This window comes from Kordia sp., assembly GCF_965224175.1.
Taxonomy (GTDB): Bacteria; Bacteroidota; Bacteroidia; order Flavobacteriales; family Flavobacteriaceae; genus Kordia.
In genome coordinates, this window is sequence record NZ_OZ245041.1 from 1,615,074 (window position 1) to 1,639,665 (window position 24,592).

A 24,592-nucleotide genomic window follows, 5' to 3' on the forward strand; every position below is an offset into this window, starting at 1 on the left:
AGCTTTTACGCAAAAAGACATAAAATTCAAGAAATATTAAATATTTTTAATCCAAACTGTAACATTTTAATTTTTCAATCATCTTTACAATAAACTAAACTTTTTGAGCCACCAAAAGTTAAATACTGAACAACTCGTTACGTTGTGCAAAGAAGGAAATCAATCTGCGCAAATGGAGATTTACAATCGCTATTACAAAGCGATGTACAATACTGCATTTCGAATTTTAAAAAATAGCGCAGAAGCTGAAGATGCTATGCAAGAAGCGTTTTTGAACGCATTCATGAAGCTAGACACTTTTAGCGAACAAGTTTCTTTTGGAGCATGGTTAAAAAAAATTGTTGTAAACAAAAGTATTTACCTGTATAAGAAGCAACAGCGAAAAGAAGAAGTTCCAATAGACTCTTTATTACATAAGGTCGAAGATAATGACGGAATTGCTTCGGATGAGGAGTTTACAAGCTTACAGGCTCAAAAAGTATTGCAAACTTTAAAAACACTGAAGGACAATTACAGAGTTTCTTTGACCTTACATTTAATTGAAGGGTTCGATTATGAAGAAATTTGCACAATTCTAGATATCAGCTATGCAAATTGTAGAACAATGATTTCGCGTGCTAAAGACAGTCTAAGAAGAAAATTGGAAGTATACGTATGAAAGAGAAAGACAACATTGTGAATTTGTTTGACCGATTGAAAGATGATTTTGATGTGGAAACACCCGATATGGGTCACGAGAATCGTTTTTTAAGAAAGTTACAACAACAACAAAATCAGGAAACAAAAGACAGTTCTAAACCAATAGTATTATTTACTTGGTGGAAGCAAATTGCGGCAGCATGTGTACTTTTATTGAGCTTGGGAATTTTTATCGGTTCTAATTTTGGATCGGCTACAGAAGACCCAGAAATTACACTTTCACCAGAAATAGAAAAATCGCAATTGTATTTTGCTTCGCTGATTGAAAAAGAACTTGTAAAAGTAAAAGCTGCAGAAAATGAAGATACTAAAGAAATCATTGATGACGCTTTATTACAACTAAAACGCTTAGAAAAAGATTATACTAACTTAAAAAACCAACTCACAGAAGGTGGAGACGACAAACGTATTTTACATGCTATGGTGACTAATTTTCAACTTCGCATTGATTTACTAGAAAGCGTATTAACACAAATTGAGGAAATTAAATTATTCAAAAATGAAAACACTATTATATAAAATAACTTTACTTGCTTTTTTAGTGCCTGTTATAGCATTAGCGAATAATGGAAAAGGAAAATTTAAAGGAAAGCATACCAAAGAAAAAACAATTACCAAAGAGTTTTCCGTAAATGCTGATGCTTTATTAAAAATTGACAATAGCTATGGAGCTGTACACATGAAAGCTTGGGACAAAAATACGGTTGCTATTGAAGTAGTAATTAAAACCAACGGAAATTCAGAATCGAAAGTAACAGAACGTTTAGGACAAATTGACGTAGATTTTAATAATTCCTCAAACATGGTAAGCGCAAAAACTAAATTCAATAATGGTTCAAAAGCGTGGTGGAAGTGGAATAAACGTAACAAAGTAAGTGTGACTGTAAATTATACGATTAAGTTCCCAAAAGGAAATGAGTTAGACATTTCAAATGATTACGGTTCTATTTTTATAGATAAAGCTGAAAATAGAGCTTCTTTGAGCTGTGATTATGGAAGCATGGAACTTGGAGAACTGCTAGCAGATAACAATTCATTAGATTTTGATTACAGCAATAATGTAACAATCGCATATATGAAAAGTGGTAGTATTGATGCAGATTATTCTTCATTTACACTGAACAAAGCAGGAAATATTGACTTAGATGCAGATTATACAAAATCACGTTTCGGAGCTATCAATAATATTGAGTATAACTGCGATTACAATACACTTCAAATTGAAAAAGCCAATAATATAAAAGGTGTTGGTGATTACTTATCATTACGCTTAGGAGAAATTACTGGAAATGTAGATTTGACAGCAGATTATGGTTCTATAAAAATTGCAGAAATGACAGCTACTGCAGGAAATATTAAAATTGAATCTGAATATGCAGGTATCAAAATTGGATATCAAGCAGGCTATTCTTTTACGTTTGATCTTAATTTAGAGTATGCAAGCATTAAAGGAGACGATGACTTTACATTTAATAAAAAACGCGTCGAATCAGGAGAGCGTTACTATCAAGGATATTATGGAAAAAGTTCAAGTAGAAATAATATCATGATCGACTCAGAATACGGAAGCATCCGATTTGAAAAATTATAATAACAACAAACATCATCAAAAAACAATTAAAAACTTAAAAAATCAAAAATCATGAAAAAAGCGACAGTATTTATCATTGCACTTTTATTAGCTACAACAGTATCTCACGCACAATGGGGTTGGGGAAAAGGAAAGAAAATTAAAGGAAATGGAAAGATGACCACTATTACGAGAACTACTTCAGATTATGACATTGTAAGTGTTGCTGGATCATTTGACGTAGAATTAGTAGCTGGAACAGAAGGAAAAATTACACTTGAAGGTGAATCTAACTTATTAGAGTATATTGAAACAGAAGTAAAAAGTGACAAACTAAAGATTAAAGTAAAAAAAGGATATAACATTCGCGTAAGTAATAACAAGAAGTTATTAATTACAGTTCCTTTTAGAGATTTAAGCAAAGTAGCATTGGCTGGTTCTGGAGATGTATATACAAAAGATACTATCAAAGCTGACGAGTTTAAAATGGCATTAGCAGGTTCAGGAGATGTTATTATTGACATCGATGCCAACGATTTAACAATGGCAGTTTCTGGTTCTGGAGACATGACAGCAAGAGGAACAGCAAATTCATCGTCTATCAAACTAGCGGGTTCTGGAGATATTCACGCTTACAAATTGAAATCAAAAAGTGCTGAAGTAAGCTTAGCAGGTTCTGGAGATATTAGATTGTATGTAGAAGATAATTTAAAAGCTCGAGTAGTGGGCTCTGGAGATATTACATACAAAGGAAATCCATCAAAAGAAGATACAAAAGTATCAGGTTCTGGAAGTATTTCGATGAACTAGAAGATTCAAAAAACGAACATAAAAAAACCACTCATCTTGAGTGGTTTTTTGTTTTTATATTTTTTAAAAATATTATTGTCTTGTAAATACAGAAGTGGCAGTTATAGTAGATACTATAGTAATTCCACTGACAGTTTCCGATTGTTGTTGGTCTTGGATAAAAGTAAGTGTTTGTCCATCTGCACTTATTGTATATTGTGATTCTTGTGGCATATCAGCTATTGCACTCGTATCTACTCCATCTACTTCTAGGTTATAAAACGCACTACTAAAATTAATCATATTAGCTCCTGTAAGTTCATAGGTTCCGTCACCCATAACATCATTATAATTTTGAGTATTGGTCACTGTAGGTTCTCCAGGTATATTTACGGTTGAAGTTACATCGTAAGATCCATCAGTAGAAAAAGTACCGCCATTAGTAAAAGTAACTGTATAATTTAAATTTTCTCCAACAATTTCAGAAGTTACTGTTGTGGTAAGATCAGCAACTGTTACTGATGATTCCGTTCCAGCATCTAAAGAAACTGCTGCCCATGTTCCTACTATCGAAGTTGGATTTGTTGGGTCTGTTGGATCCGTAGGATCTGTCGGGTCAGTAGGGTTTGCTGGATCTGTTGGGTTTGTTGGATTTGTGACAATAGTTTCTTCCAAACCGTCATCCAATGCTTCATTTTCACAGGTGAACGCTGTTAAAGAAATAAAGATTAACAGCAAAAGGGATGCTTTTTTCATCAATAATTGGTTTTAATTTCTAACAAATTTAGTAAAATAAATGATTTGACCTATTTTATGCACATAAACAGACATAAAACACTGTTATTGTACATATTTCGTCTTTTTGATCAGACTTAAAATGATAAACGATAATAAAAAGAAAACCGCTAAAAATAATACAGACCATTGCATAGAACCTGTAATTGCATTTAAAGCTCCAAAAACAAGCATTCCTAATACAATTGCTACCTTTTCAGTAACATCGTAAAAGCTAAAATATGTTGCCGTATCTTCTGTTTCAGGTAATAATTTAGAATAGGTTGATCGGGATAGAGATTGAATAGCTCCAAGCACCAATCCAATTAATCCGCCTAAACCATAAAAATACATTTCTATATTTCCTTGAGTTTTATCTAATGAAAATGCTACAAAACAGACAACTCCCCAAATTATGATTGTAATTTTTAATGCTGTTAGATTTCCATAAGCTTTTGAAACTCTTGAAAAGATAAATGCTCCAAAAATCGCAACAAATTGTACTAACAAAATAGCGCCAATTAAATTTGTAGTTGGCAATCCTAATTCGGTACTTCCAAAAATTCCCGCCATGTAAATAATGGTTTGAACTCCTACACTAAAAAAGAAGAACGAAATTAAGAATGTACGTAATTGTGGATAGTTAACCAATTCATTCCACACTTTCTTCAATTCTTTAAAACCACTGGTTAAATATCCTTTTTTAGGTTCTTTTTTATGTACATTACTTGGCAATCTACGATATGTAATTTGTGCAAAACCTAACCACCAAAGACCTACAACAATAAAAGAAATACGCGTTGGAAAAGTGGTTCCTTCTTCCATACCAATTAAATCAGGTTTCATGATAATTGCTAAACAAAGAATTAATAAGATAATCGAACCAATATATCCCATGATAAATCCTTTAGCACTGGCAGCGTCTTGCTGTTCTGGATGTGCTACTTCAGGTAAATATGCATTGTAAAATACGATACTTCCCCAAAAACCAATTCCAGAGGTAATGGTCAGCAGAATACCAACCCACAAAGTAGATTCACCTTTAAAAAAGTATAACCCCATTATAGATAATGAACCTAACAGACAAAATCCTTTTAAAAATTTTAGTTTATTTCCTGAAGAATCCGCAATTCCAGAAAGTATTGGCGATGTAAATGCTACAATTGCCATAAACAACGCAATGGTATAATTATATAAAGTTGTTGGATTCCAATCGGTACCTAAGAACGAAATTTTTCCTGTAAGTTTAAATTGCTCAAAACTCTCAGTAATGGTGGCATAATAAATTGGAAAAACCGCAGTACTTATGACTAATGAGTATACGGAATTTGCCCAGTCATAAAATGCCCAAGCATTGATCAGTTTTTTATCTCCTTTTTGCAATCCAGTAGTTTTTCCCATGTCTTAATTCGTTGAATAAAAAAAGCTGCCCAATTGGACAGCTCCTAAAATACAGATTATTTTTGAATGTGTTTTTAACTAAAAGTTTTTTATTGGTCTAAATGATGTTACACCAAATTTTCTAGCTTCTGCTTTCGCTAAAGCTGATTCTGCTTGTAAGTTTTTAATACGTGTTTCATTTGCTGGATGTGTGCTTAGAAATTCTGGCGGAGCTTGTCCGTTACTTTTAGCTCCCATACGTTTCCATAATTCAGCAGCTTCATCAGGATTGTATCCTGCAATCGCCATTAAATACACGCCTATTTTATCCGATTCATTTTCGTGTTTTCTACTAAAAGGTAAAATACCCAATACTGTTGATCCAACTCCATAATATTGGTTAAAAGCCTGTCTTGACTTATCATCTTTAATTAAGATATTCCCACCAAGCGCTCCTACTTGTTGTACCATTCCAGCACTCATACGTTGTTGTCCATGATTTGCTAATGCATGCGCAACTTCATGTCCCATAATAGCAGCAACGGCTGTTTCATTTTCAGCTACGTCTAAAATTCCTGTATAGAAAACTATTTTTCCTCCTGGCATACACCAAGCATTAATTGTAGGATCGTTTACTAAATTGTATTCCCACTTATAATCTTTTAAATATCCTTGTTTTCCGTTAGCATCTAACCAACGTTCTGCAGCAACAGCAATACGCTCTCCTACTCTTTTGATCATATTAGCTCTAGTTGTTCCTGTCTCTACTTTATTTTCTGTTAAAAACTGATCATATTGTGCAAAAGCTGTTGGAAACAACTGTGAATTAGGTATTAATGCTAATGTTTTCTTCCCTGTAAATGGGTTTGTTGCACACGATAGCATAAATACAAAAACTGATAATGCGATTATTTTCTTCATGTCCTTTCTGTGTTTTTTAATCTTTTATTATTATATCGAACTTTGTATTGGTTCTTACAAAATTAGCGATTATTAAATTATTGGCATAAAACTATAAAATGTATTTCCGAAGCTCGAAAATTTATCTCAATTTTGAACGATCTTAGATATCTTACCAAAAAATGAGTCAAACTGCATCCAATTTGAAGCCAGAACCTGCTGTACAAGTCCCAAAAGTGATCTTATACACAGGGCGTTTTTTACAATTTATTTCCACTACACTTGCTGCTAAGTATGCGAAACGATTGTTTATTACACCATTGAAACATAAAATGCCAAAGCGCGAATTTCATATGGATAACGAATCGCAGCAACAAGTATTGCAAGTTCCTGCTATTGACAAAGAGATTGTAATATATACATACGGAACTGGTGATAAAAAAATAATATTGGCACACGGCTGGAGCGGACGCGGAACACAGTTGGTGAAAATTGCGGATCATTTTGTAAAATTAGGTTACCAAACCATTAGTTTTGATGCGCCTGCACACGGAAAAGCTAAAGGAAAATTAACCTCTATGCCCGAATTCATAGCTTCTATTCATGAAATAGAAAAACATTTTGGACCTTTTGAGTTTGCTATTGGACATAGTTTGGGCGGAATGTCTTTACTAAATGCGGTACGAGAAGGTTTTCAAACCAAAAAATTAGTTACCATAGGTGCCGCCGATATCATTACAGATATTATTCTTCATTTTACACGAACGCTTACGCTAAAAGATAGTGTTGCCAAAAAAATGAAAGCAATTTTAGATGGTAAGTTTGGACGCGACATTGACTACGCTTCGGCAAATAATGCAGCTAAAGAAGTACCAATTCCTACTTTTGTTATTCATGATGAAAATGATGCCGATGTTCATGTAAATTGTGCCCATGCCATACACAAAGCACTTCCTAATGGTACACTTCACATAACAAAAAACCTAGGACATCGTAGAATTCTTGGAAATAAGGAAGTAATTGAGAAGATTGAAACTTTTTTATTAAAAGATTAATATTCATAGTAGTTTTACAATGTAATTTTCTTTGTTTAATTTAAACATCTTTCGAACTTATATTTCATTTAGATTAGAAAAAACTACTTCAGCACAAGCTCACGAAGCATTGAACGAAAACAATTAAAAACCTTTCGAAGCATGCATCGGAGCATTTAAATCTCAATTATCTAGTAAAAAGATGCAAAACAAAATGTAGCGACTCTTGTAAAAGTATCATTTCATTCTCTTTATTATTTTTCGTAATGATTGTACTTTTCTTTCGACTCACCATTTGTGTAAAAAACCGTATTTTTAACATAAAAAATTGATTCAAAGAATTTAAAAGAGAACGTATGAAAAAGATATTTTTAGTTGCCGTAATTGGTTTGTTTTTTAGCTGCAATACTGCTGCTCAAAAATCGCAAAAGGAAGTTACTCAAAAACAAGAAACATATAAAGTTACCAAAACAGAAGCTGAGTGGAAGAAAGTATTGAGTCCTGAAGCATTTTATGTGTTACGTCAGGCTGGAACAGAACGTTCTTTTACGAGTCCTTTGAATAAAAATTATTCAAAAGGAACGTATCATTGTGCTGGTTGCAATACGCCGTTATTTAAAAGTGATCATAAATTTGATTCTGGAACAGGTTGGCCAAGTTTTGATCGTGAAATTGAAGGAAATGTTGCCTTTTCTACAGATTATAATATTGGATATGCGCGTACAGAAGAACACTGTGCAACTTGTGGCGGACATTTAGGACATGTTTTTGATGACGGACCAAGAAAAACTACTGGAAAAAGACATTGTATCAACGGAGTTGCCTTAAAGTTTGTGCCTGAGAAATAGAAACGCTGCACTTTAGTATTTTGGTATCGGCTTCGCCTTTCGGTAGGTTAATAGTTGAAGGTGTGAGTAATTTTCAAATTGGTATATTTTCAAATTATCAAATTAAACAATGGAAAATTTATTGGAAGAAATATTGGGTTGTACCATCTGTAAAGATCATTTGACACTTGGTGTAAACCCAATTTTAGCTGCTCACGAGTCGTCTAAAATTATATTGATCGGACAAGCACCAGGTTTGAAAGTCCATCAAAATGGAATTCCTTGGAATGATATGAGTGGAAAACGATTGCGAAATTGGCTGAATGTAACTGACGAGACTTTCTATGACGCTAAGAATATTGCCTTAATTCCTATGGGTTTTTGTTATCCTGGAAAAGGAAAATCTGGTGATTTACCACCGCGTAAAGAATGTGCTGAAGCTTGGCACAAACAGCTTATGGAAAAAATGCAGCAAGCAGAATTGGTATTACTTGTTGGACAATACGCACAAAAATATTATTTAAAAGAAAACGCAAAGAAAACTTTAACTGAAACGGTTTCTGAATATGAAAATTATTTGCCAAAATATTTCCCATTACCACATCCGTCGCCAAGAAATCGTTTTTGGCTGAGTAAAAATCCTTGGTTTGAGAAAGATGTACTTCCTAAATTACAAAGTCGTGTTGCAGCACTTTTAGATATTTAAATCTGTTGTGTTTTTGCTATTATTTTTCTTTGTTTAGTTTGCCTGACAATTCAACTCATTATTAATAAACTTTCAAATTACATCTGCTCTTTTTGCAAAACTTCATAAGAGGTTTTTGTATCTTTACTTTAAAGAGAAACACTTTTTTTATGAAAAAGTAATAGTTCTTTATTCTCGTAAGTATTTCAACTCAAATATAATTATAAATGAATTCCGTAGCTGAAAATTATTTAGAAAGTACACGCAAACAATTTGCTTATTACAAAAGTTTAGGCGACAAAACTTTTACGCAATTGGAAGATGCAGATATTCATTGGCAACAACACGAAGATAGCAATAGCGTTTCAATCATTGTGAAACATATTGTAGGAAATATGCTGAGTCGTTGGACAAATTTTTTAACAGAAGACGGCGAAAAAGAATGGAGACAGCGCGATACTGAGTTTGAAGCAACCTATAAGAATAAAGCTGAAATGATTGCTGCTTGGGAAAAAGGTTGGCAATGCTTATTTGATGCCATCAATCCGTTGCAAGCTAACGATATTTCACGTATTATTTACATAAGAAATCAAGGGCATACTGTTATGGAAGCTATTACACGTCAGCTATGCCATTATCCGTATCATATTGGACAATTGGTATACGTAGGAAAATTGATTCGTAGCAAACAATGGACATCGTTATCTATCCCGAAAGGACAATCTTCTACATACAATAAAGAAAAGTTTAGTAAAGAAAAAAGCAAGAAGCATTTTACAGATGATCTTTAGATGCAATGACGCTGTTAGATTATTCGAAACTTAGATCATTAGACAAATGACTCCTAAGACTACATTAATACATTAAAAATTACCATTGTTCTACTAAATTTACTCTTCTTCCTCCAGAATAGGTTAATTGCATTGTAGCATTTCGGACGCTTCCATTGGTAATATAGCATCGTATACTTTCAAATTTATCTACAAAACCTTCATTTTTTCCAGATACATTCTGAATTCGGATCGTTCGTTTTGGCTCAAAATCATCTAATAGCTTATAGCTACGTTCCCACTTTATAGACTTTCCTAAGGTTTCAGAAATGGTTTGTGATTGCAAATAGGTGAATTTCAAAACTTGCCCTTTACGTAAAGATCCGGATAACGTTACATGCAGAATTTTAAAAAACTCTTTGTCATCTTCATACTCGCGCACTTGATATTTTCTATGGTAACGTGCATATTCACTACTTCGTACTTTATCTGTAGCTGTTTGTCTCTTTTTATAGTTATCTAAAAAACTACGTCGCTTTGGTGTTTCTTCGGCAACAGTTTCTACTTCATTTTTAGAATTATCTGAGAATGCTTTGAGCGTCGGTTTAGTTTTCTCAGATGAAGTATCAGCAACCACATCAAGGGCTGGTTTTTCGAAATCTATTCCATTAGCTGTAAAATACGCTTCTATTTCTTTTTTATGTTGCAGTTCATCCATCTTAATCCAAGCATCGGTTCGATGTGAATATGGAGCAATTATGGTATTCTTCCCTGTCTTAATAAACTTCCCTGCGTTCATATCAAATTGCCCTGAAATAAAGAAAGAATCCTTTTCATTGTCATATTCTATACGAACTTTTTTATCTCCTTTTGTCCCCAATTGTGATACATCTATCATTCTTGGATGTAGAAATAAATCATCTTTTTTACGAAAAAAGCTATCTGGAAATGAGCGCCTTGTCAACAACTTAGGATCTCTTCTTACTCCTTTCCTGTATAATTTCATGGAACCTTTTTCTTTTTGATAATATGTATATTCAGTTCTATATATTGCAAATGAACCTAATGGGAAATCTCCTTGCTTATCGGCAATTAAGACTTCATGTTTTGCTTTTAGTCCTATTGGATTTTGTGTAATTTGAAATAGTAAACTGTTGTATTTATAAAAAGTTTTTCCTGGTAAACTATCTTTTTTAAACCCATAAACAGACCGACCATAATACCATTTATCTACATCCCAATCATCAGTAAAGGCATGTAGTTCTGCAGGAATTAAGAGTGTAGCTGTACTTCCTAATGCTGTATATTTTATAAACTCTTTTCTGTTCATACTTTACTTTTAAAATGATCCATCTTTTACACAACGACATGGAACAAATTTGTCCCGTACTAGTTTTTTATCTGTAAACGTGAGTACTTTATTGTATTTATTTAAGTAGATATAGCGTTCGTTACTTAACCACATCGTTACCATTTCTTCTCTTTGAAACATTTCTGTTTTCCCAAATCGTTCCCATACATATCCGTTTTTCTCTAAGCCCAATTCTTTTACTGCCGTTTTCATTTCATCCTGATTTGGATTGAGAAATTTAAATTCGTCAAGATCTGAAGAATTTGGCAATCGCCAACCTGCCGGACATGCTCTTTTAGCAGCATTCATTCCGTAGTAAGATTTTTGAACATCTCTCCTACCGCGATTAAAATTCCAAACTTCATCTGTAATGGCTTGATAATCCAAGTCTTCTAAAAACCATGTAATCAGATTTCCTCTTTCTAAATTATCACGACGTATGTAAGTAACTGTATTGTATGTTTTTCCATCACGTGGATCTATATACGTTCCTCTTGTATATACAACAGCATTTCTTGTTTGGTAAAAATTTTCTCCCTCCAAAAATTCACCACTTGGTGTATATTTTCCTCGTAATGAACCTAACTTTACTCCATTATCATATTCAGTAATAGAATGCCATCCCACAGGCACAATATTTGAACCTGAAACTGTAATATCTCCTTCAAATTTTGCGCCTGGAAAATCATCGAACGTAAACTTCACATCTTTTCCTTTAAAGGTTTGATATAAAACACTAACAGGTGTCAATTTTCCCATAAAAGTAGCGCTACCTGTTAAATCGCTAGTAAATTTGATATTCTTAAATGTTAGCTTTCCAAGTCGTGAAGGATCGGCTTTTCCGTTTTTTAGATATACAACACCTTCATAGGTATCTTTCATATTGATCTTCGTTTCCCCATTCATTTCTAAAGAGGAATTCACTGTAGTTTCTACTGTAGCAAAGTATTTATTGTATTTCTCATATTTGAAGAATGCTTTTGCTCCGTTTTTTGGTCTTCCGTTTACAAAGTGTGTTACAACTTCTGAAACATCATTAAGCACTAATCGCCCATTTTCATCATTTGGCTTTCCTGCAGCGTTAATTCCGCCATAATATTTAACATTTCTGTAATTACCAACGGAAATCTTCAACGCACTCACTACATTTGTTCCACTAGTGCTTCCTGTATTTGTTTCTCCTTTAGACTTATCATCATTAAACGTTACTAAATAATCACTATTATAGCCTTTTAATTTAGTAGCAATACCTTCTGAATTGTATACATAAATCATTTTTTTACCATCACGTTTAAAATCGTGTTCGCCTACAGGTTTTCCATTTTCAAATTTACCTTCTGCAATGATGGAAAATTTATCTTTACGTAAAAAATTTGAAGGACATTGACTTGAGGTAAAAATTCCCCAACGTCCTTTCCCTTCTGGCACGCCATCTTTTAATTGTCCATAATACAGCATATTCCCTATTTGATAATAAGTACTTTCTATGAGTATAACTGTTTTTGGATCTATTGTAAAACCACGTTCGCTATATATGTTTTTAGTTTTGGCAGTCAATTCTTCTCTCAGTAATCTTCTGCTTTCTCTTTGGTATTCTATGGTAGAAAATTCTGCTGAAATAATAAATTCTTTGTAACCCGAATACCCTAACTTTATCGCCAATTTTGTGGGATGATGCAATGCGGTTATTTTCCCTCCTTTTCCTTCTTTATAGATATATGAAATTGTATAGTCAGGATCATTTTTGCATTTTTCTTCAAACTCCACAAAGGTTGGACTGTTCATAAACGGAATGCCAAACTCGTGCATATCACTCAAAACACCAACACTGTAGTAAGTATACGGCTGATCATCCGTAACGTACATGTTATAAATAAGTCCTTCTTTTGTGTGTGATCTATAATAACTATCTTCTGTAAATTCGTAGTGATTTTTCGTTTTTGGCTTAAAGTTCTTTTTGAACTGTTTCGCAATCTTTTTAGTGTGTGGTTTCCCTAAGATATTTACATACCACTGAAATTTTTCATGTTTTGGAAAAAATAGTTTTCCAAAATCGGTTTGAGCAAAGAGTGAAGACGAATTTCCAAAAAATAGAAATAGTAATGTGATACAAAACGCTTGTCTGTGTTTTAATTGCATACACAGCAGTAAAGAATTAAAAGTCATAAAGCAACAATCGGTTTTAATTGAAGAATTTTAACTAACTAAATATACTTCAAAATTTTAACACTTAAAAATGGAAGCTTTTTATTGCTGTTGATATAGAATTACTCTCGTTTCTTGAGTGTCACTATTTATATCATATTGAGGAATTGGTGTATGTTGTAAAATTGATTCGTTCTTCTGAATGGAAATCCTTGTCTATTCCTAGAGAAGCATCTTCAATCTACAATGCAACAAAATTTAGCCAAAAAAAGTAAAAAGCACTTTACAGATGATTTGTAATTTTGGAAAAGCTCTACTGTTTTACAATTGACTTTTTTAAATATTTTTCTCTTAAAAACACAGCTAAAAATAACAGTATTGCAATTGCTGCCGCCAAGATTAATGCGATATATGTAAAAAATTCTGATTTGTCATTTATAAACTCATTTATAGGAGAAAACGCATATACAATGGAAAGACTAGCGCCTCCATAAACAGCCATAATTATTGTTAAATATTTAGGATTGGTATAGCGCGTAATTGTTGACATGATTATTGGTCCGACAAATATTTCTGCCAATGCAAAAAAACATATGGAACTCATTATATGAAATACATTACTTTCAATATTCTCGAAAGAAATATACGTTAATTGCAAAATGGCAAGTGTCGCAAATAAAAATCCGAAACCAATTTTTAAAAATTGTAACCGATGAAATTTTAACCAAAGAATTCCTCCTAAAATAAGCATAGGCACAAGAATAAAGAAATTAAGCTCATGAATTCGTTCCATTGGAAAAATGGTATTCATTCCATTTATAAGATTTTCGTTAGATAATATGATGCCTGTACGAGTTCCTGCCAATTCATAGATTCCCCAAAAGAAAGCAGATAAAAATATCGCAATGATTACATAAACTATTGCATTTTCAGATACTTTTTGCGTATCGTATACAAGTTTTTCTTTTCCTAAATTCAGCGCTAGCGATATTAAAGCTATTGAAATATAAGCAATACCAATCGTACCAAAGCCAACAATAAAGCCGTATTTGTTACTTATGATAGGAAACAAAATCGAAGCAGCTAATGCTCCAATATTTACTACCAAATAGTAAAAAGAAAATGCAGTATCAAGATATTTTTGATGGTTATAAAAGTTTTTTCCAAAAGCAGCTAACATATTTGTTTTTAGAAAACCTGAACCTATTATTACTAACACAAGTCCTATGTAAAACAGGCGTAAATTAGGAATACACGCATTTACACAGCCTAATACTGCCAATAAACTTCCAATGAATATTGCTTTTTTATTATCTACTACAAAATCGCCAAAAATACCTCCTATTATTTGCGTGAGTATAAAAAAGTATGTTAGGTATTTATAAACCGAAATTGCGTGAAAATCGCTTACCTGAAATACGTCGCTAATCAAGTACAATATGATCATAGAACGTATACCGTAATAGCACATTTTGTCTAGGAATAACAGAAATAGGATAATGATGGTATTACTTGTTCTAGTTTGTTGTACACTATGTTCCATAAATACAGAAAAGATTATTGATATTTACACTATTTGACAATGATAACTTTTACTCCATTGACAACATTGCCAGTAGTTAAATTCCTTGTATATCCTACGCGCATTTTGGTAATGGTATCTTTTACAAGTAATAATTCATTATCTGTTGTCCAAGCTTTTATTTTATATGTTGTTGGAATTCTTCCTTGAGTCAAATTTACGTCTGTTGTAGTGTTCTTAACTACTGACCAATAATTGATTGGTGGATTTATGACACTATCAAAATCTTCTGTTGTTGCTTTAGATTTATAATGATAATACACATAATTTCCATTGGGAGAAATTACTTTTGAAACGATCTCAAAATTTGCATGATCTTTATCTAATATTTGATGTAATGTATGTGTTTCGCTTTGTACATCATATGTTTTTCCGCCTTTGTATTGGTCGTTACAACTCGTGCAAAAAATGATACTAAACACTATTACACTAATTAATTGCTGATAATTCATTGTTCCAAAATATTATTGTTTTCTAAGACAAGACTTCACATAAGCAACTACTAAAAAGAAAATCAAGTAGAATAGATATTTTACCCATTTAGTACGTTTGTTGTATTTTTCTTCTTCTTCAAGCGTACGCATTTTGAAATTAGGATATTCTTTCGGTTTTGCATTTGGATCTTTATATTTTCTAAATGTAATATTTTGTGTCAATTCATATCCTGCTACTGTGTTTAAATCGACACCTAATAAGCGTTTTGCGACTCCAAAAGTGAATTCTTCCATATAACAATCTTCTGTAAATGGTTCGCCAGGAAATTCTTCTTCTTTCCAGTATCGAATTCCATCTTCTGTATATGACTTTGCATAGATTTTCTGTTCTTCATCAAATGGTTCACCATGTTCAATGACTTCTGCATCTATTACTATTTTTAAACGTGTTTTTAATCCGCGACGAATTAAAGCGTAACCGTGAAAATCAGAAACACTATGGCAAGCGACTGATAAGATTTCTGAATGTGGAAATAAAGATACCAATGCTGTTTCCTGTGGCATCAAATTAAGTCCGTCAGCGTTTTCTAAAGCATGTACTGTTATTTGGTAATCATCGCAAATAATAATGGAATTGTTGTGATATCCAATATTGATCGATTCATCTCCTGGATACAAACATTCTTCAAAGGTAACTTCACTATCAAACTCATAATTTGCTTTCCCAATTGCCTTTAAAAGTGCTGTTTCATCATTAAAACCATATCGGTTTTCAATGAGAACCATTGATGTTTTCCAACCCATAATTAGTATGTATGTATTATTTTAAGTGCTTTCGTGCGTCTTTCAACCAATATAAAACTAAAAAAACAATCGCTGGAAGTCCAAAATAGAAAAAGATGACTCCGGAAAATTCTTCTAAACCATTGGTTGGTTTTAAACTAAATCTATTGTTGTAAAAATATATTGCAGCACCAAGAGTTACAATGTAAATCACCTGAAATACTGAGTAAATATATAATCCTAGTAGTTTTCTTGCTAACATCAAAACTGCGCCAATAATAGTTCCACAAGAAGAAATAATGTATATAATACCTCTTGTAGCAATACCGTCATCTTCTGTTATGGCTGCAAAAAATTCATATAATAAAGCACGTGCAATGGTAAAAAGTGAACCACATATAGTTAGCGTACATAATACGATTAAATAAACTGGCTTATTGTTATTATTAGTGTTATTGTTTTGAACGTACACAACTTTCACTCCTTGATTTGCGCCACAATTTGGACAAAAATGCGATGTTTCTTCTATTGGATGGTTGCAATTAATACAGTTTTTCATTGATGATTTTTCTATGAATGCGTCTAGTTGTTAGGAAAGATAAAAACTATTCGCCAGAAACAATAATCTCACCTCTTTTTTTGCCTAATTTCTCATAGTGATTCAAAATATTTAGATTGAGTATTTCTATGATTTGAGATTCATTGATTTGTACATCGTTTAAATTTACTTCAATCATACCATTAGAAATGCTGCCTAAAATTAATTTTCTGTTTTTGTAATTAGAACTTGAAAAATCATAATAACAAAAATCATTAATATCTCCCCAATAGTAGATTTTTTCTCTATAATACAATCCTTCTTCTGTTGTCTTTAAAGGTCCTTTGTGTGTATAATTAAAATATGATAGCAAACTATAAATAAAGTATCCAATAGCTGCAAAAAGAGCTAAAATATTTATCAGTATGTACCAACCATTTTCCAATAAGATAAATAGTAGTATAATGAAAACAATAGCTCCAAAACTAAAACCTACATCTCCATCTTTTCTATTTTCATCTTTAAAAGTAAGTGCATGTGTATTTTTAGCCGTTTTATATGTTGGATTTTTCACTGGATAAAACAACCATTTTAATTGTTTGTTTAGTCTATCAATAGTTATCGGATCTGCATTGTATTGATGTACATGATCGTAAATTTGTTGGCGAATTTTAGATTCTGTTTTCTCCAGTTCTTCATCATTTAAGCTAAACGTATCACATTCTTTTTGAAATGTTGCAAGTTCATTGGTAAGTCCGCAGATTGTTCCTTTTTTGACATCAAACGATTTGTTTTGACATACGCGACAAAAAGCCAACTGATCTGCATTTTTAACATAAAATGTTTTTTCTGTATTAAGCATTTACAATTTCGTATTAAAATTTCACTAATCCTTCTGCTGAAATTGGCTTGCTTTTTTTGACTTCAAATTTACTCGTATACTTTAATTTTAAGCCTAAATTAGAAACCCCAACAATGTTCATTTGCCAATAAAAAGATACATCTTTCATTTGTAAACATTCATAGTCCGGACTGTCAACATAAGGAAAATCGAACACTGCATTTCGTTTAAAGTTGTTCATTGTTTTATGTTCTGAAGTATGTACTACTTTGGTACTTGTAGAAGTTTTGGTTCCGCGTCTGTCCGTTACTTCTTCTATGATTTCATAATACAAAGTTTGTTCTTTTAAATTGAATTTCTTTGTTTTCCCAATAGTACAGCGAAAATTTCCTTCATCATCCTCAAGATCCATTGTGAGTTTCCCTAAAGATGATTTTATAAAAGATTGAACAAAAATGGTTGTTAAAATGATAATCACAATACCAATAATGAGGTAACCTGTATTAAATTCAGGAATAAAAAGTACATATCCTAAAAATAAGATTAATGCCGTAAATACAGGAATTGCATAATTCATTTCTAGATTAAAACCATACAATCCTTCCGTTACTTTGTAGGCATTTTGTAAATCTTTAACTTCAAACTGTTTCAATGTTCGCAGTCTTCTATCGGAAGTCATGAACGATTTTACACTCGATAAAAAATTAAGTCCTAGCTTTTTGAAATCTTCTTTATTCACATATATTGTGACCTCGCATGTATAGATAAAACTCACATTGACACCTTCATAACTTTCAATATTTTCATCGCGAAGTTCAAACGTAAATGGCAATATATTTTCTTCATTTGCTTTCACAAGTGTTGGCTCCAGAATAATTGGTACTGTAGCAATATTATTTTGATAACCGCGCATACGTCCACGAGCTTCAAACTGAATATCTGCCACGATGTTATCTATCAAAATATCTTCGGTTGTCACAATCTCCAAGTATCCTGAAGATGCATGTCCGTCGTTAGTTTCATTGATAAATACTTCTGCTTGTAATGTTGAACTGCTCATGAATAATTTTCGTAAAGTTTATTAATAATTCCACGGTAATTATCTCCGTATTTTTTAATCATTTCTTTTAATTCGCTTTCGCTGAAAGTTGCTTGCTGCACTTCTGAACCATTTTGCGCCAAAGACAACCTATTGTCTATAATTTTACGCAATATTTGGGTATCAATTCCTTTGAAACGAACCGTTTTCATTTTTTTCTGACTCAGTAAACAGGATAACTTTCGTGTATAATGCGTGGTATAAATAACTGCTTTTTTTGTTTTAAAAAGTTGCACACGTGCTGCGAAACTCAAATGGTGAATGCTATCTACAAAAACAATGTCTGAATGATGTTCTATGATTTCTGAACTATTCGGATTCTTTTCCAAAAGGAATATTGGATATTGAGGTAATTGTTGCTGTAGCCAAATTAAATGTGTGGTTTTTCCTCTTCCTTGTTTCCCTATAAATTCAATTGCAATTGATGCATTATTTTCTATCAGAGAAACAATTTCAGCAACAGAAAATCGTGGTACAATCGTATGATTGACTTCACGATCTAAAACACCTGCAAACGGATTAAAATTGTAGTTTCCTTTCAATTATCGAGTTTATAATTTGTATAGAATCACTATGTTTTACTGTAAAAAGATACAACAATAGGTAGTTTTTGGACTAAAAATGTTACAATTGAAGCGTTTTCGTTAGAAATATCTTAGAATTCTTCCAATACTTTAAACGTATTGAACTCTACAGAATCTTCACTATCAACTTCAATAACTGTTGTTTTTACAGAAGCTAGCCAATCGCGATGTATTTTGATAGAACGACCTGTAAATTTAAGATTGTCATAACGTGTTGCCCAATCGAGAAATGCTTGTGATTTTTGTTTAATTTCCGGATCATTTTCCAATTGATCTCCATAACGTTCAATTTCGCGTTGTTTAAGCCTTTGTAAGCGAATTTCTTTATCTAGCGTAACAAAAACGACCAAATCGAAAGCTGTTTGCCAATAATTTCCCCAACTGACCAACGAACCGCTAACAATCACATCATTATATTTTTCAAAATCATGCTTTAGATTTTCAGCGCGTACTGCCATTTCCACTTTCTCTTCAAATGGTGGATTTGTAGGTTTCCAATAATAATCATCAACGTCTAAATGTTGGAATTCGGTCACTTCCGAAAGTTCTTTTGCCAATGTTGTAGTTCCTGAGCCTGATGCGCCCATGATGAGGATTTTCATTTGATTGTTGATTGTTGATTGTTGATTGTTGATTGTTGATTGTTGATTGTTGATTGCAAAAATACTTTTTCATTTTGAGTTTTACTCTTTTCTTCTAAAAACCCTTTTTAGAAAACGAACCATTTCTGGAGAATTGACTTTGATTCCATTGAATTTGAATTCAGTAATCGTAACCAATCCTCCAAGAATTTTCTCCTCATTTTCTTCTTCTACAACTTGTAATGCTACAGATGTTTCTTGTTGGTAGATGGTCATATTTAAACTTTCGATTTGTTTATCTTTCATTTGAAGCATTGTACTTGCTAGTGCCAATTGTGATTTATAAAAGTATACTTGAGAAGCTAATTTTTGCACACTCATATCTGTAAATTCATTTGCTGCACTTTCAAACTCTGGATTTTCGGGTAAGTGAAGATATATTTGCAAAGCTTCTTTTATTTTATCTAGTGCTTCTTCTCCACTTTTGGGAATTACCGTAAATAAGGTTTCATGCGCTTTAGATTCTATATTCGTTTCTGCATTGATGCCAATGTCTTTTAGAAATGTGGCGAAATAAATTAGGTATTGTTCACAGGAACTTTGGATTTCTGGTGGGAAGGTGAAGGTGTTTGATAGGTTAGATATATTTGCTTTGTTTTCTTCCTCTATTTCAAATAACGTAGAGTGGATACAGTTATTTAGATTCTTAATAATTTCTTGTATCATAGTTGAAATATTTTCAATATTGATATTAATATTCAAGTAAATAAAAAAACCTAATGTTAATACATCAACTATATCTTCTAGTTGTTCTTCATAAGCCTCAAATAATTCATAATTATCTAATGATTCATTAACCTTTTTAAAGAAATCTTTAGTAGCAATTGGTATTTTCCAAAAGATTTCATTGTGAAATCTTACATGAACAAAATAGTCGAGTTCTTTAGTAAAACATATTAAAATATCATTCAAAAACTCATCTTCAAAGTAAGGGAAACCATCTCTTTGAAAATTTATATTAACACTGTTAACTCCAATATTAAAAAAATCTATTATTTTAATATCTGTATCATTAAAAAGTTTTAACTGATTTTCAGACTTTATATAGATATCTCCTCCACTAAAAGAGCCCAGAGAAAAATCACCAACATATTCTCCATTCAAAAAAACTTTTTTTTGTTCTTCATCAATTACCAAATTCGTTTTCCCCATATCTTACCTTTTATTTACAAAAGTTAGTTGCTACAAGGTAGCCAAATGTTACATTTCCTACAAAAAAAGGAAACTCAAAATGCAGAAAGTGTTCGATTCGTCTTTGCGAGTGTTTTGAAAAACACGTGGCAATCTCTTCATCGAGAAATAGATTACTTCGTCATGCTTTCTCGTAATGACTTTTCCTAGTTGTTCTCGATATAATTTTCTATCGAAAATCACTCGAACTGACGGTTTGTATAAAGTAAGCAACACTAAACGTCACTTCGAGTGATTCGCCAAAGCGAATTGTATCGAGAAGTACTTTGATTATCTAAGTTATTCTCTATACATTTTTTTCATTTTTGCCATGCAAAATGTAAAAAACACTCGAACTGACAGTTAGAGAACAAAACACAAATCCACAGATTGACAAAAAACCACAAATCATCCTTCAAAAATTCACAAATGTACTTCGAACTGAGTTAGCGATAGCAGTGGAAAGCCCACAGCGAGTTTGCGAGCGCGGACTTGCAGCGAATAGCGCGACCTGTAGCATCGCGGAAGGGAACTTCCAAAAGCTGGTGTTAGGTCTTGGATTATAGGTATTAGTTTACGGCAAACCCAACACCCAAAACCCAAGACCTTACATAAAAACAACTTGATAAAATTTAAAGTTCGCGGATAATTCCGTAAATTTGCACTTCGAAAATTAGACAACTAAATTTTAAGATATGAGTACATACGATATCATCGTTTTAGGAAGTGGTCCTGGTGGATATGTAACTGCTATTAGAGCTTCTCAATTAGGGTTTAAAACCGCAGTCGTTGAGAAAGAAAGTCTTGGTGGTGTTTGCTTGAATTGGGGATGTATTCCAACGAAAGCATTATTGAAATCTGCACAGGTTTTTGAATATTTGAAACATGCTGGAGATTACGGATTGTCAGTGAAAGAATACGACAAAGATTTTGACGCTGTTGTACAACGTAGTCGCGGAGTTGCTGACGGAATGAGCAAAGGTGTTCAATTCTTAATGAAGAAAAATAAGATTGACGTTATTAACGGTTTTGGAACGCTAAAAGCTGGAAAGAAACTAGACGTTAAAGACGCAGACGGTAAGGTAACCGAATATAGCGCAAAACATATTGTAATTGCTACAGGAGCACGTTCACGTGAGTTACCAAGCTTACCACAAGATGGGAAAAAAGTGATTGGATACCGCGAAGCAATGACTTTACCAAAGCAACCTAAGAAAATGATCGTTGTTGGATCTGGTGCTATTGGTGTTGAGTTTGCTTATTTCTATAATTCTATGGGAACGGAAGTTACCATTGTAGAATATATGCCAAAAATCGTTCCTGTGGAAGATGCAGATGTGTCAAAACAATTGGAACGTTCGTTTAAGAAAAGTGGTATTAAGATTATGACCTCTGCAGAGGTAACTTCAGTTGATACTTCTGGTGATGGCGTAAAAGCTACTGTGAAGACAAAGAAAGGTGAGCAAGTGTTAGAAGCTGATATCGTACTTTCTGCTGTTGGAATTAAAACAAATATTGAAAATATCGGATTGGAAGCTGTTGGAATTGCTACTGACAGAGATAAGATCTTAGTTAATGATTATTATCAAACTAATATTCCAGGATATTACGCAATTGGAGATGTAACTCCAGGACAAGCGTTGGCACACGTTGCTTCTGCTGAAGGAATTTTGTGTGTGGAGAAGATTGCTGGAATGCATGTAGAAGCTTTAGATTACGGAAATATTCCTGGATGTACATATTGTTCTCCTGAGATTGCTTCTGTTGGTTTAACTGAAGCACAAGCAAAAGAGCAAGGAATTGACATTAAAGTTGGTAAGTTTCCTTTCTCAGCTTCTGGAAAAGCAAGTGCTGGTGGAAATAAAGAAGGTTTTGTAAAAGTAATTTTTGATGCAAAATACGGAGAATGGTTAGGTTGTCATATGATTGGTGCTGGCGTTACTGATATGATTGCTGAAGCCGTTTTAGGTAGAAAATTAGAAACTACAGGACACGAAGTATTGAAAGCTGTACATCCGCATCCAACGATGAGTGAAGCCGTAATGGAAGCTGTCGCTGATGCTTATGATGAAGTCATTCACATTTAATAATATATTATGAAAAGCTGCTCGTTTGAGTGGCTTTTTTTTATGTTTTTAAATTTTTTAATTGATGAGAAAACTCTTTTTTATCCTTGTTGGAATTGTAATTGTTTCCTGTGCAACTTCGAAAAGTACTACGAAACCAAAATTACCACCAATAATAATTTGCGATGAAAATGCAAAGATTTACGATCAGGATAGTAGATTTGAGTTAAATAATCTGACTTCTTTAGATCGTTTATCTTATGCTACAACATATACACGCTTTTCTACGGCAACAGACTCTTTAGAGAAAAATGAAATTCGCTACAGACTTGCCAAAGTTTCTGAAAAGGTAGCCTTGAAAGTATTTCCGAATGCAGAACTTACAGATGCTTCCTCTCTTTTGAAAAAAAGTTATAATGAAATTGTTTCTCCAATATTAAGACTTAAGTATGGAGAAGGAAGACAAGAGGATTTTGAAACTTTGAATATTCCTAATGATTCAGGCTTGCAACTTTTTTTGGAAGTACAGAATTATACTGGAGATGGAATATTCACTAATTATATTTCAATTTTCGTAATAGATACCAAAAAACAAGAAGTAAAATATTATGATTTCATAAAATACACATGCGATCCTAGAGATGAGACTATGTTTATGAAAACATTGTATTACGGAATGAATAAACTTAAAAATAGTATTAAATAATATGGAGACCACTATTAAAGAAACAAAAACACTAAAATCATTTCGTTGGATTGCGATTTTGGAAGGAATCTCGTATATCGCATTTTTTATTACAATGCCACTTAAGTATTTTATGGAAACGCCAATGCCAAATAAAATTGTTGGAATGGCACATGGAATTTTATTTATAGTATATGTGATACTTGCTTTAGTAGTAGTGATTCAACAAAAATGGGGAGTGAAACGTTTTATTATATTTTTTGCTGCCTCTTTAGTTCCGTTTGCTACTTTTTATATTGAGAAAAAATATTTGAGAGCTCATTAAATAGTAATTTTCACATCTTCGAGTATTTTTTGTGTAACATTCATGAATCTTACACAACCTGACTTCTATTTTCTTTTGTAACGAACTCATTTTCAATAATTTTAATTTAATATTTATTATGAAATCTATTATTATGAAAAAAAGAAATCTCAGGTCGCTACGTCTTCGCAAAAGATCTATTTCCAATTTGCAGCAACAACAAATACTTGGAGCTAATAGCGTGTTAACAACATCGCTTAACATTCAAATTTGTCTAATTAGAACACTAATATCAAGAGTTGTTTGTCCTGATCCGCCAGAAGACGATACAATTGAAGCTCCTAATACTAAATAGAGTCTGCAACGAATCTATTAATTTGATAAGTTGACACAGTTTTAACGTATTCATGAAGCAACTATTTTCTATACTTATTATGTTTAAAATGAAGCTTCCTCAACTTTATTTAATTTTTGGGGTAATGAATTTTGTTTTCAAACCCAATGAAGTATAAATCTAAAATATTTTACAATGAAAAAACAACATTTAAAATCGCTTCAACTTAACAAAAAGACAATCTCAGAAATTAATAGTGTTCATTTAAAAGGTGGCGCAAATAATAATAACAACGCAGGAAACTCAGGAGCTGCTGCAACAGTTACAAAACCGGCCTCAGGTGTAACTTTTACGTATGATGGTTGTGGTACATTACGATTTTTAAGATCAAGACCTCCTTTTTGTATGGATTAATTTAATTGGGAAATCATCCATTACGCATGGATACTCCTTGTTCTAAAATACTAGCGAACTTCGGTTCGCTTTTTTTTGATTTAACTTTTCTAAATACATTTATTTAATACCCAGAATACCTTTTATATGTTTGATTCATGAATTAAGCATTAAAAAGCGTTCAAGATTCATGAATCTTTCACTTTGACTCATC

At 32.6% G+C, this 24,592-nt stretch carries 28 protein-coding genes; 14 read left to right on the plus strand and 14 right to left on the minus strand.

Translation table 11 applies throughout. From position 1 onward, the window contains the following. The first annotated feature begins 103 nt into the window (after nt 1-103). The 4 genes from ACOQOS_RS07060 to ACOQOS_RS07075 are packed head-to-tail and all read left to right on the plus strand — an operon-like array spanning nt 104 to nt 3,079. Entirely contained in the window at nt 104-658 is a 555-nt protein-coding gene (locus ACOQOS_RS07060) for an RNA polymerase sigma factor (protein WP_420574270.1), read from the plus strand. After that, entirely contained in the window at nt 655-1,218 is a 564-nt protein-coding gene (locus tag ACOQOS_RS07065) for a hypothetical protein (protein ID WP_420574271.1), read from the plus strand. The genes ACOQOS_RS07060 and ACOQOS_RS07065 overlap by 4 nt, the downstream gene beginning before the upstream one ends. Beyond that, nucleotides 1,199-2,290, plus strand: coding sequence for a hypothetical protein (locus ACOQOS_RS07070; protein WP_420574272.1), 1,092 nt, complete (start codon nt 1,199-1,201; stop codon nt 2,288-2,290). The genes ACOQOS_RS07065 and ACOQOS_RS07070 overlap by 20 nt, the downstream gene beginning before the upstream one ends. A gap of 51 nt (nt 2,291-2,341) precedes the next feature. Next, nucleotides 2,342-3,079 (plus strand): head GIN domain-containing protein, encoded by a 738-nt coding sequence (locus tag ACOQOS_RS07075; protein ID WP_420574273.1) that lies wholly within the window; start codon nt 2,342-2,344, stop codon nt 3,077-3,079. Between the two features lie 72 nt (nt 3,080-3,151). Here ACOQOS_RS07075 and ACOQOS_RS07080 read toward each other — a convergent pair whose 3' ends face one another. The 3 genes from ACOQOS_RS07080 to ACOQOS_RS07090 all read right to left on the minus strand — a co-directional run bounded on the left by ACOQOS_RS07080 (nt 3,152) and on the right by ACOQOS_RS07090 (nt 6,133). Next, a complete protein-coding gene (locus ACOQOS_RS07080; RefSeq protein ID WP_420574274.1) occupies nt 3,152-3,814 on the minus strand; it encodes a hypothetical protein in 663 nt (220 codons plus the stop codon). Between the two features lie 84 nt (nt 3,815-3,898). Further along, the gene (locus ACOQOS_RS07085; RefSeq protein ID WP_420574275.1) at nt 3,899-5,233 is read right to left on the minus strand and encodes an MFS transporter; all 1,335 of its coding nucleotides are present in this window, start codon (nt 5,231-5,233) and stop codon (nt 3,899-3,901) included. A gap of 78 nt (nt 5,234-5,311) precedes the next feature. Further along, nucleotides 5,312-6,133: a M48 family metallopeptidase gene (locus tag ACOQOS_RS07090; protein WP_420574276.1), complete on the minus strand. Its 822-nt coding sequence runs from the start codon at nt 6,131-6,133 to the stop codon at nt 5,312-5,314. A gap of 161 nt (nt 6,134-6,294) precedes the next feature. Here ACOQOS_RS07090 and ACOQOS_RS07095 point away from each other — a divergent pair, with 161 nt between their 5' ends. The 4 genes from ACOQOS_RS07095 to ACOQOS_RS07110 all read left to right on the plus strand — a co-directional run bounded on the left by ACOQOS_RS07095 (nt 6,295) and on the right by ACOQOS_RS07110 (nt 9,449). Then, nucleotides 6,295-7,167, plus strand: a complete 873-nt coding sequence (locus tag ACOQOS_RS07095; protein WP_420574277.1) for an alpha/beta fold hydrolase — start codon at nt 6,295-6,297, stop codon at nt 7,165-7,167. Nucleotides 7,168-7,502: 335 nt separating this feature from the next. After that, on the plus strand, nt 7,503-7,994 hold the full coding sequence (gene msrB / locus ACOQOS_RS07100; protein ID WP_420574278.1) for a peptide-methionine (R)-S-oxide reductase MsrB: 492 nt from the start codon (nt 7,503-7,505) through the stop codon (nt 7,992-7,994). Between the two features lie 109 nt (nt 7,995-8,103). Further along, nucleotides 8,104-8,679: a uracil-DNA glycosylase family protein gene (locus tag ACOQOS_RS07105; RefSeq protein ID WP_420574279.1), complete on the plus strand. Its 576-nt coding sequence runs from the start codon at nt 8,104-8,106 to the stop codon at nt 8,677-8,679. 206 nt (nt 8,680-8,885) lie between these two features. Further along, nucleotides 8,886-9,449, plus strand: a complete 564-nt coding sequence (locus ACOQOS_RS07110) for a DUF1572 family protein (RefSeq protein WP_420574280.1) — start codon at nt 8,886-8,888, stop codon at nt 9,447-9,449. 79 nt (nt 9,450-9,528) lie between these two features. On the opposite strand, the gene ACOQOS_RS07115 is transcribed toward ACOQOS_RS07110, so the two are convergent. Together ACOQOS_RS07115 and ACOQOS_RS07120 are read right to left on the minus strand one after the other, a co-directional pair. Further along, entirely contained in the window at nt 9,529-10,758 is a 1,230-nt protein-coding gene (locus ACOQOS_RS07115) for a hypothetical protein (RefSeq protein WP_420574281.1), read from the minus strand. 9 nt (nt 10,759-10,767) lie between these two features. Further along, entirely contained in the window at nt 10,768-12,945 is a 2,178-nt protein-coding gene (locus ACOQOS_RS07120) for a hypothetical protein (protein ID WP_420574282.1), read from the minus strand. Nucleotides 12,946-13,094: 149 nt separating this feature from the next. Here ACOQOS_RS07120 and ACOQOS_RS07125 point away from each other — a divergent pair, with 149 nt between their 5' ends. Next, complete coding sequence (locus ACOQOS_RS07125) at nt 13,095-13,199, plus strand: hypothetical protein (RefSeq protein WP_420574283.1); 105 nt, start codon at nt 13,095-13,097, stop codon at nt 13,197-13,199. Nucleotides 13,200-13,237: 38 nt separating this feature from the next. Here the strand turns inward: ACOQOS_RS07125 and ACOQOS_RS07130 are convergent, their stop codons facing one another. From ACOQOS_RS07130 to ACOQOS_RS07170, 9 genes are all read right to left on the minus strand, one after another. Continuing rightward, the gene (locus ACOQOS_RS07130; RefSeq protein ID WP_420574284.1) at nt 13,238-14,467 is read right to left on the minus strand and encodes an MFS transporter; all 1,230 of its coding nucleotides are present in this window, start codon (nt 14,465-14,467) and stop codon (nt 13,238-13,240) included. A gap of 29 nt (nt 14,468-14,496) precedes the next feature. Beyond that, nucleotides 14,497-14,958 carry a hypothetical protein gene (locus tag ACOQOS_RS07135; protein ID WP_420574285.1) on the minus strand — a complete coding sequence of 154 codons (462 nt, stop codon included), beginning with the start codon at nt 14,956-14,958 and terminating at the stop codon, nt 14,497-14,499. Nucleotides 14,959-14,970: 12 nt separating this feature from the next. Continuing rightward, nucleotides 14,971-15,744 carry a hypothetical protein gene (locus tag ACOQOS_RS07140; protein ID WP_420574286.1) on the minus strand — a complete coding sequence of 258 codons (774 nt, stop codon included), beginning with the start codon at nt 15,742-15,744 and terminating at the stop codon, nt 14,971-14,973. Nucleotides 15,745-15,760: 16 nt separating this feature from the next. After that, nucleotides 15,761-16,282: a hypothetical protein gene (locus tag ACOQOS_RS07145; protein ID WP_420574287.1), complete on the minus strand. Its 522-nt coding sequence runs from the start codon at nt 16,280-16,282 to the stop codon at nt 15,761-15,763. A gap of 46 nt (nt 16,283-16,328) precedes the next feature. Beyond that, nucleotides 16,329-17,123, minus strand: a complete 795-nt coding sequence (locus ACOQOS_RS07150; RefSeq protein ID WP_420574288.1) for a hypothetical protein — start codon at nt 17,121-17,123, stop codon at nt 16,329-16,331. A 13-nt stretch (nt 17,124-17,136) separates the two neighbouring features. Beyond that, a complete protein-coding gene (locus tag ACOQOS_RS07155; protein WP_420574289.1) occupies nt 17,137-18,162 on the minus strand; it encodes a hypothetical protein in 1,026 nt (341 codons plus the stop codon). Beyond that, nucleotides 18,159-18,743 (minus strand): hypothetical protein, encoded by a 585-nt coding sequence (locus ACOQOS_RS07160; RefSeq protein WP_420574290.1) that lies wholly within the window; start codon nt 18,741-18,743, stop codon nt 18,159-18,161. Before ACOQOS_RS07160 ends, ACOQOS_RS07155 begins: the two co-directional genes overlap by 4 nt. A gap of 113 nt (nt 18,744-18,856) precedes the next feature. After that, entirely contained in the window at nt 18,857-19,387 is a 531-nt protein-coding gene (locus ACOQOS_RS07165) for an AAA family ATPase (protein WP_420574291.1), read from the minus strand. Nucleotides 19,388-19,468: 81 nt separating this feature from the next. Further along, complete coding sequence (locus tag ACOQOS_RS07170; protein ID WP_420574292.1) at nt 19,469-20,578, minus strand: hypothetical protein; 1,110 nt, start codon at nt 20,576-20,578, stop codon at nt 19,469-19,471. Between the two features lie 713 nt (nt 20,579-21,291). On the opposite strand from ACOQOS_RS07170, the gene lpdA reads away from it, so the two are divergent. The 5 genes from lpdA (at nt 21,292) to ACOQOS_RS07195 (ending at nt 24,399) form a co-directional block, all read left to right on the plus strand. Beyond that, on the plus strand, nt 21,292-22,683 hold the full coding sequence (gene lpdA / locus ACOQOS_RS07175) for a dihydrolipoyl dehydrogenase (RefSeq protein WP_420574293.1): 1,392 nt from the start codon (nt 21,292-21,294) through the stop codon (nt 22,681-22,683). Between the two features lie 64 nt (nt 22,684-22,747). Continuing rightward, a complete protein-coding gene (locus tag ACOQOS_RS07180; protein WP_420574294.1) occupies nt 22,748-23,368 on the plus strand; it encodes a hypothetical protein in 621 nt (206 codons plus the stop codon). 1 nt (nt 23,369) lies between these two features. Then, complete coding sequence (locus tag ACOQOS_RS07185) at nt 23,370-23,672, plus strand: DUF3817 domain-containing protein (protein WP_420574295.1); 303 nt, start codon at nt 23,370-23,372, stop codon at nt 23,670-23,672. Between the two features lie 133 nt (nt 23,673-23,805). Beyond that, nucleotides 23,806-24,006, plus strand: coding sequence for a hypothetical protein (locus tag ACOQOS_RS07190; RefSeq protein ID WP_420574296.1), 201 nt, complete (start codon nt 23,806-23,808; stop codon nt 24,004-24,006). 174 nt (nt 24,007-24,180) lie between these two features. Next, nucleotides 24,181-24,399 (plus strand): hypothetical protein, encoded by a 219-nt coding sequence (locus ACOQOS_RS07195; RefSeq protein WP_420574297.1) that lies wholly within the window; start codon nt 24,181-24,183, stop codon nt 24,397-24,399. The last annotated feature ends 193 nt before the right edge of the window (nt 24,400-24,592 follow it).

Bases quoted from the DNA above. Each gene is read 5' to 3' on its own strand.
- ACOQOS_RS07065 (WP_420574271.1), top strand. From the start codon at position 655: ATGAAAGAGAAAGACAACATTGTGAATTTGTTTGACCGATTGAAAGAT.
- ACOQOS_RS07070 (WP_420574272.1), top strand. From the start codon at position 1,199: ATGAAAACACTATTATATAAAATAACTTTACTTGCTTTTTTAGTGCCT.
- ACOQOS_RS07075 (WP_420574273.1), top strand. From the start codon at position 2,342: ATGAAAAAAGCGACAGTATTTATCATTGCACTTTTATTAGCTACAACA.
- ACOQOS_RS07080 (WP_420574274.1), bottom strand. From the start codon at position 3,814: ATGAAAAAAGCATCCCTTTTGCTGTTAATCTTTATTTCTTTAACAGCG.
- ACOQOS_RS07085 (WP_420574275.1), bottom strand. From the start codon at position 5,233: ATGGGAAAAACTACTGGATTGCAAAAAGGAGATAAAAAACTGATCAAT.
- ACOQOS_RS07090 (WP_420574276.1), bottom strand. From the start codon at position 6,133: ATGAAGAAAATAATCGCATTATCAGTTTTTGTATTTATGCTATCGTGT.
- ACOQOS_RS07095 (WP_420574277.1), top strand. From the start codon at position 6,295: ATGAGTCAAACTGCATCCAATTTGAAGCCAGAACCTGCTGTACAAGTC.
- msrB (WP_420574278.1), top strand. From the start codon at position 7,503: ATGAAAAAGATATTTTTAGTTGCCGTAATTGGTTTGTTTTTTAGCTGC.
- ACOQOS_RS07105 (WP_420574279.1), top strand. From the start codon at position 8,104: ATGGAAAATTTATTGGAAGAAATATTGGGTTGTACCATCTGTAAAGAT.
- ACOQOS_RS07110 (WP_420574280.1), top strand. From the start codon at position 8,886: ATGAATTCCGTAGCTGAAAATTATTTAGAAAGTACACGCAAACAATTT.
- ACOQOS_RS07115 (WP_420574281.1), bottom strand. From the start codon at position 10,758: ATGAACAGAAAAGAGTTTATAAAATATACAGCATTAGGAAGTACAGCT.
- ACOQOS_RS07120 (WP_420574282.1), bottom strand. From the start codon at position 12,945: ATGACTTTTAATTCTTTACTGCTGTGTATGCAATTAAAACACAGACAA.
- ACOQOS_RS07130 (WP_420574284.1), bottom strand. From the start codon at position 14,467: ATGGAACATAGTGTACAACAAACTAGAACAAGTAATACCATCATTATC.
- ACOQOS_RS07135 (WP_420574285.1), bottom strand. From the start codon at position 14,958: ATGAATTATCAGCAATTAATTAGTGTAATAGTGTTTAGTATCATTTTT.
- ACOQOS_RS07140 (WP_420574286.1), bottom strand. From the start codon at position 15,744: ATGGGTTGGAAAACATCAATGGTTCTCATTGAAAACCGATATGGTTTT.
- ACOQOS_RS07145 (WP_420574287.1), bottom strand. From the start codon at position 16,282: ATGAAAAACTGTATTAATTGCAACCATCCAATAGAAGAAACATCGCAT.
- ACOQOS_RS07150 (WP_420574288.1), bottom strand. From the start codon at position 17,123: ATGCTTAATACAGAAAAAACATTTTATGTTAAAAATGCAGATCAGTTG.
- ACOQOS_RS07155 (WP_420574289.1), bottom strand. From the start codon at position 18,162: ATGAGCAGTTCAACATTACAAGCAGAAGTATTTATCAATGAAACTAAC.
- ACOQOS_RS07165 (WP_420574291.1), bottom strand. From the start codon at position 19,387: ATGAAAATCCTCATCATGGGCGCATCAGGCTCAGGAACTACAACATTG.
- ACOQOS_RS07170 (WP_420574292.1), bottom strand. From the start codon at position 20,578: ATGGGGAAAACGAATTTGGTAATTGATGAAGAACAAAAAAAAGTTTTT.
- lpdA (WP_420574293.1), top strand. From the start codon at position 21,292: ATGAGTACATACGATATCATCGTTTTAGGAAGTGGTCCTGGTGGATAT.
- ACOQOS_RS07180 (WP_420574294.1), top strand. From the start codon at position 22,748: ATGAGAAAACTCTTTTTTATCCTTGTTGGAATTGTAATTGTTTCCTGT.
- ACOQOS_RS07185 (WP_420574295.1), top strand. From the start codon at position 23,370: ATGGAGACCACTATTAAAGAAACAAAAACACTAAAATCATTTCGTTGG.
- ACOQOS_RS07190 (WP_420574296.1), top strand. From the start codon at position 23,806: ATGAAAAAAAGAAATCTCAGGTCGCTACGTCTTCGCAAAAGATCTATT.
- ACOQOS_RS07195 (WP_420574297.1), top strand. From the start codon at position 24,181: ATGAAAAAACAACATTTAAAATCGCTTCAACTTAACAAAAAGACAATC.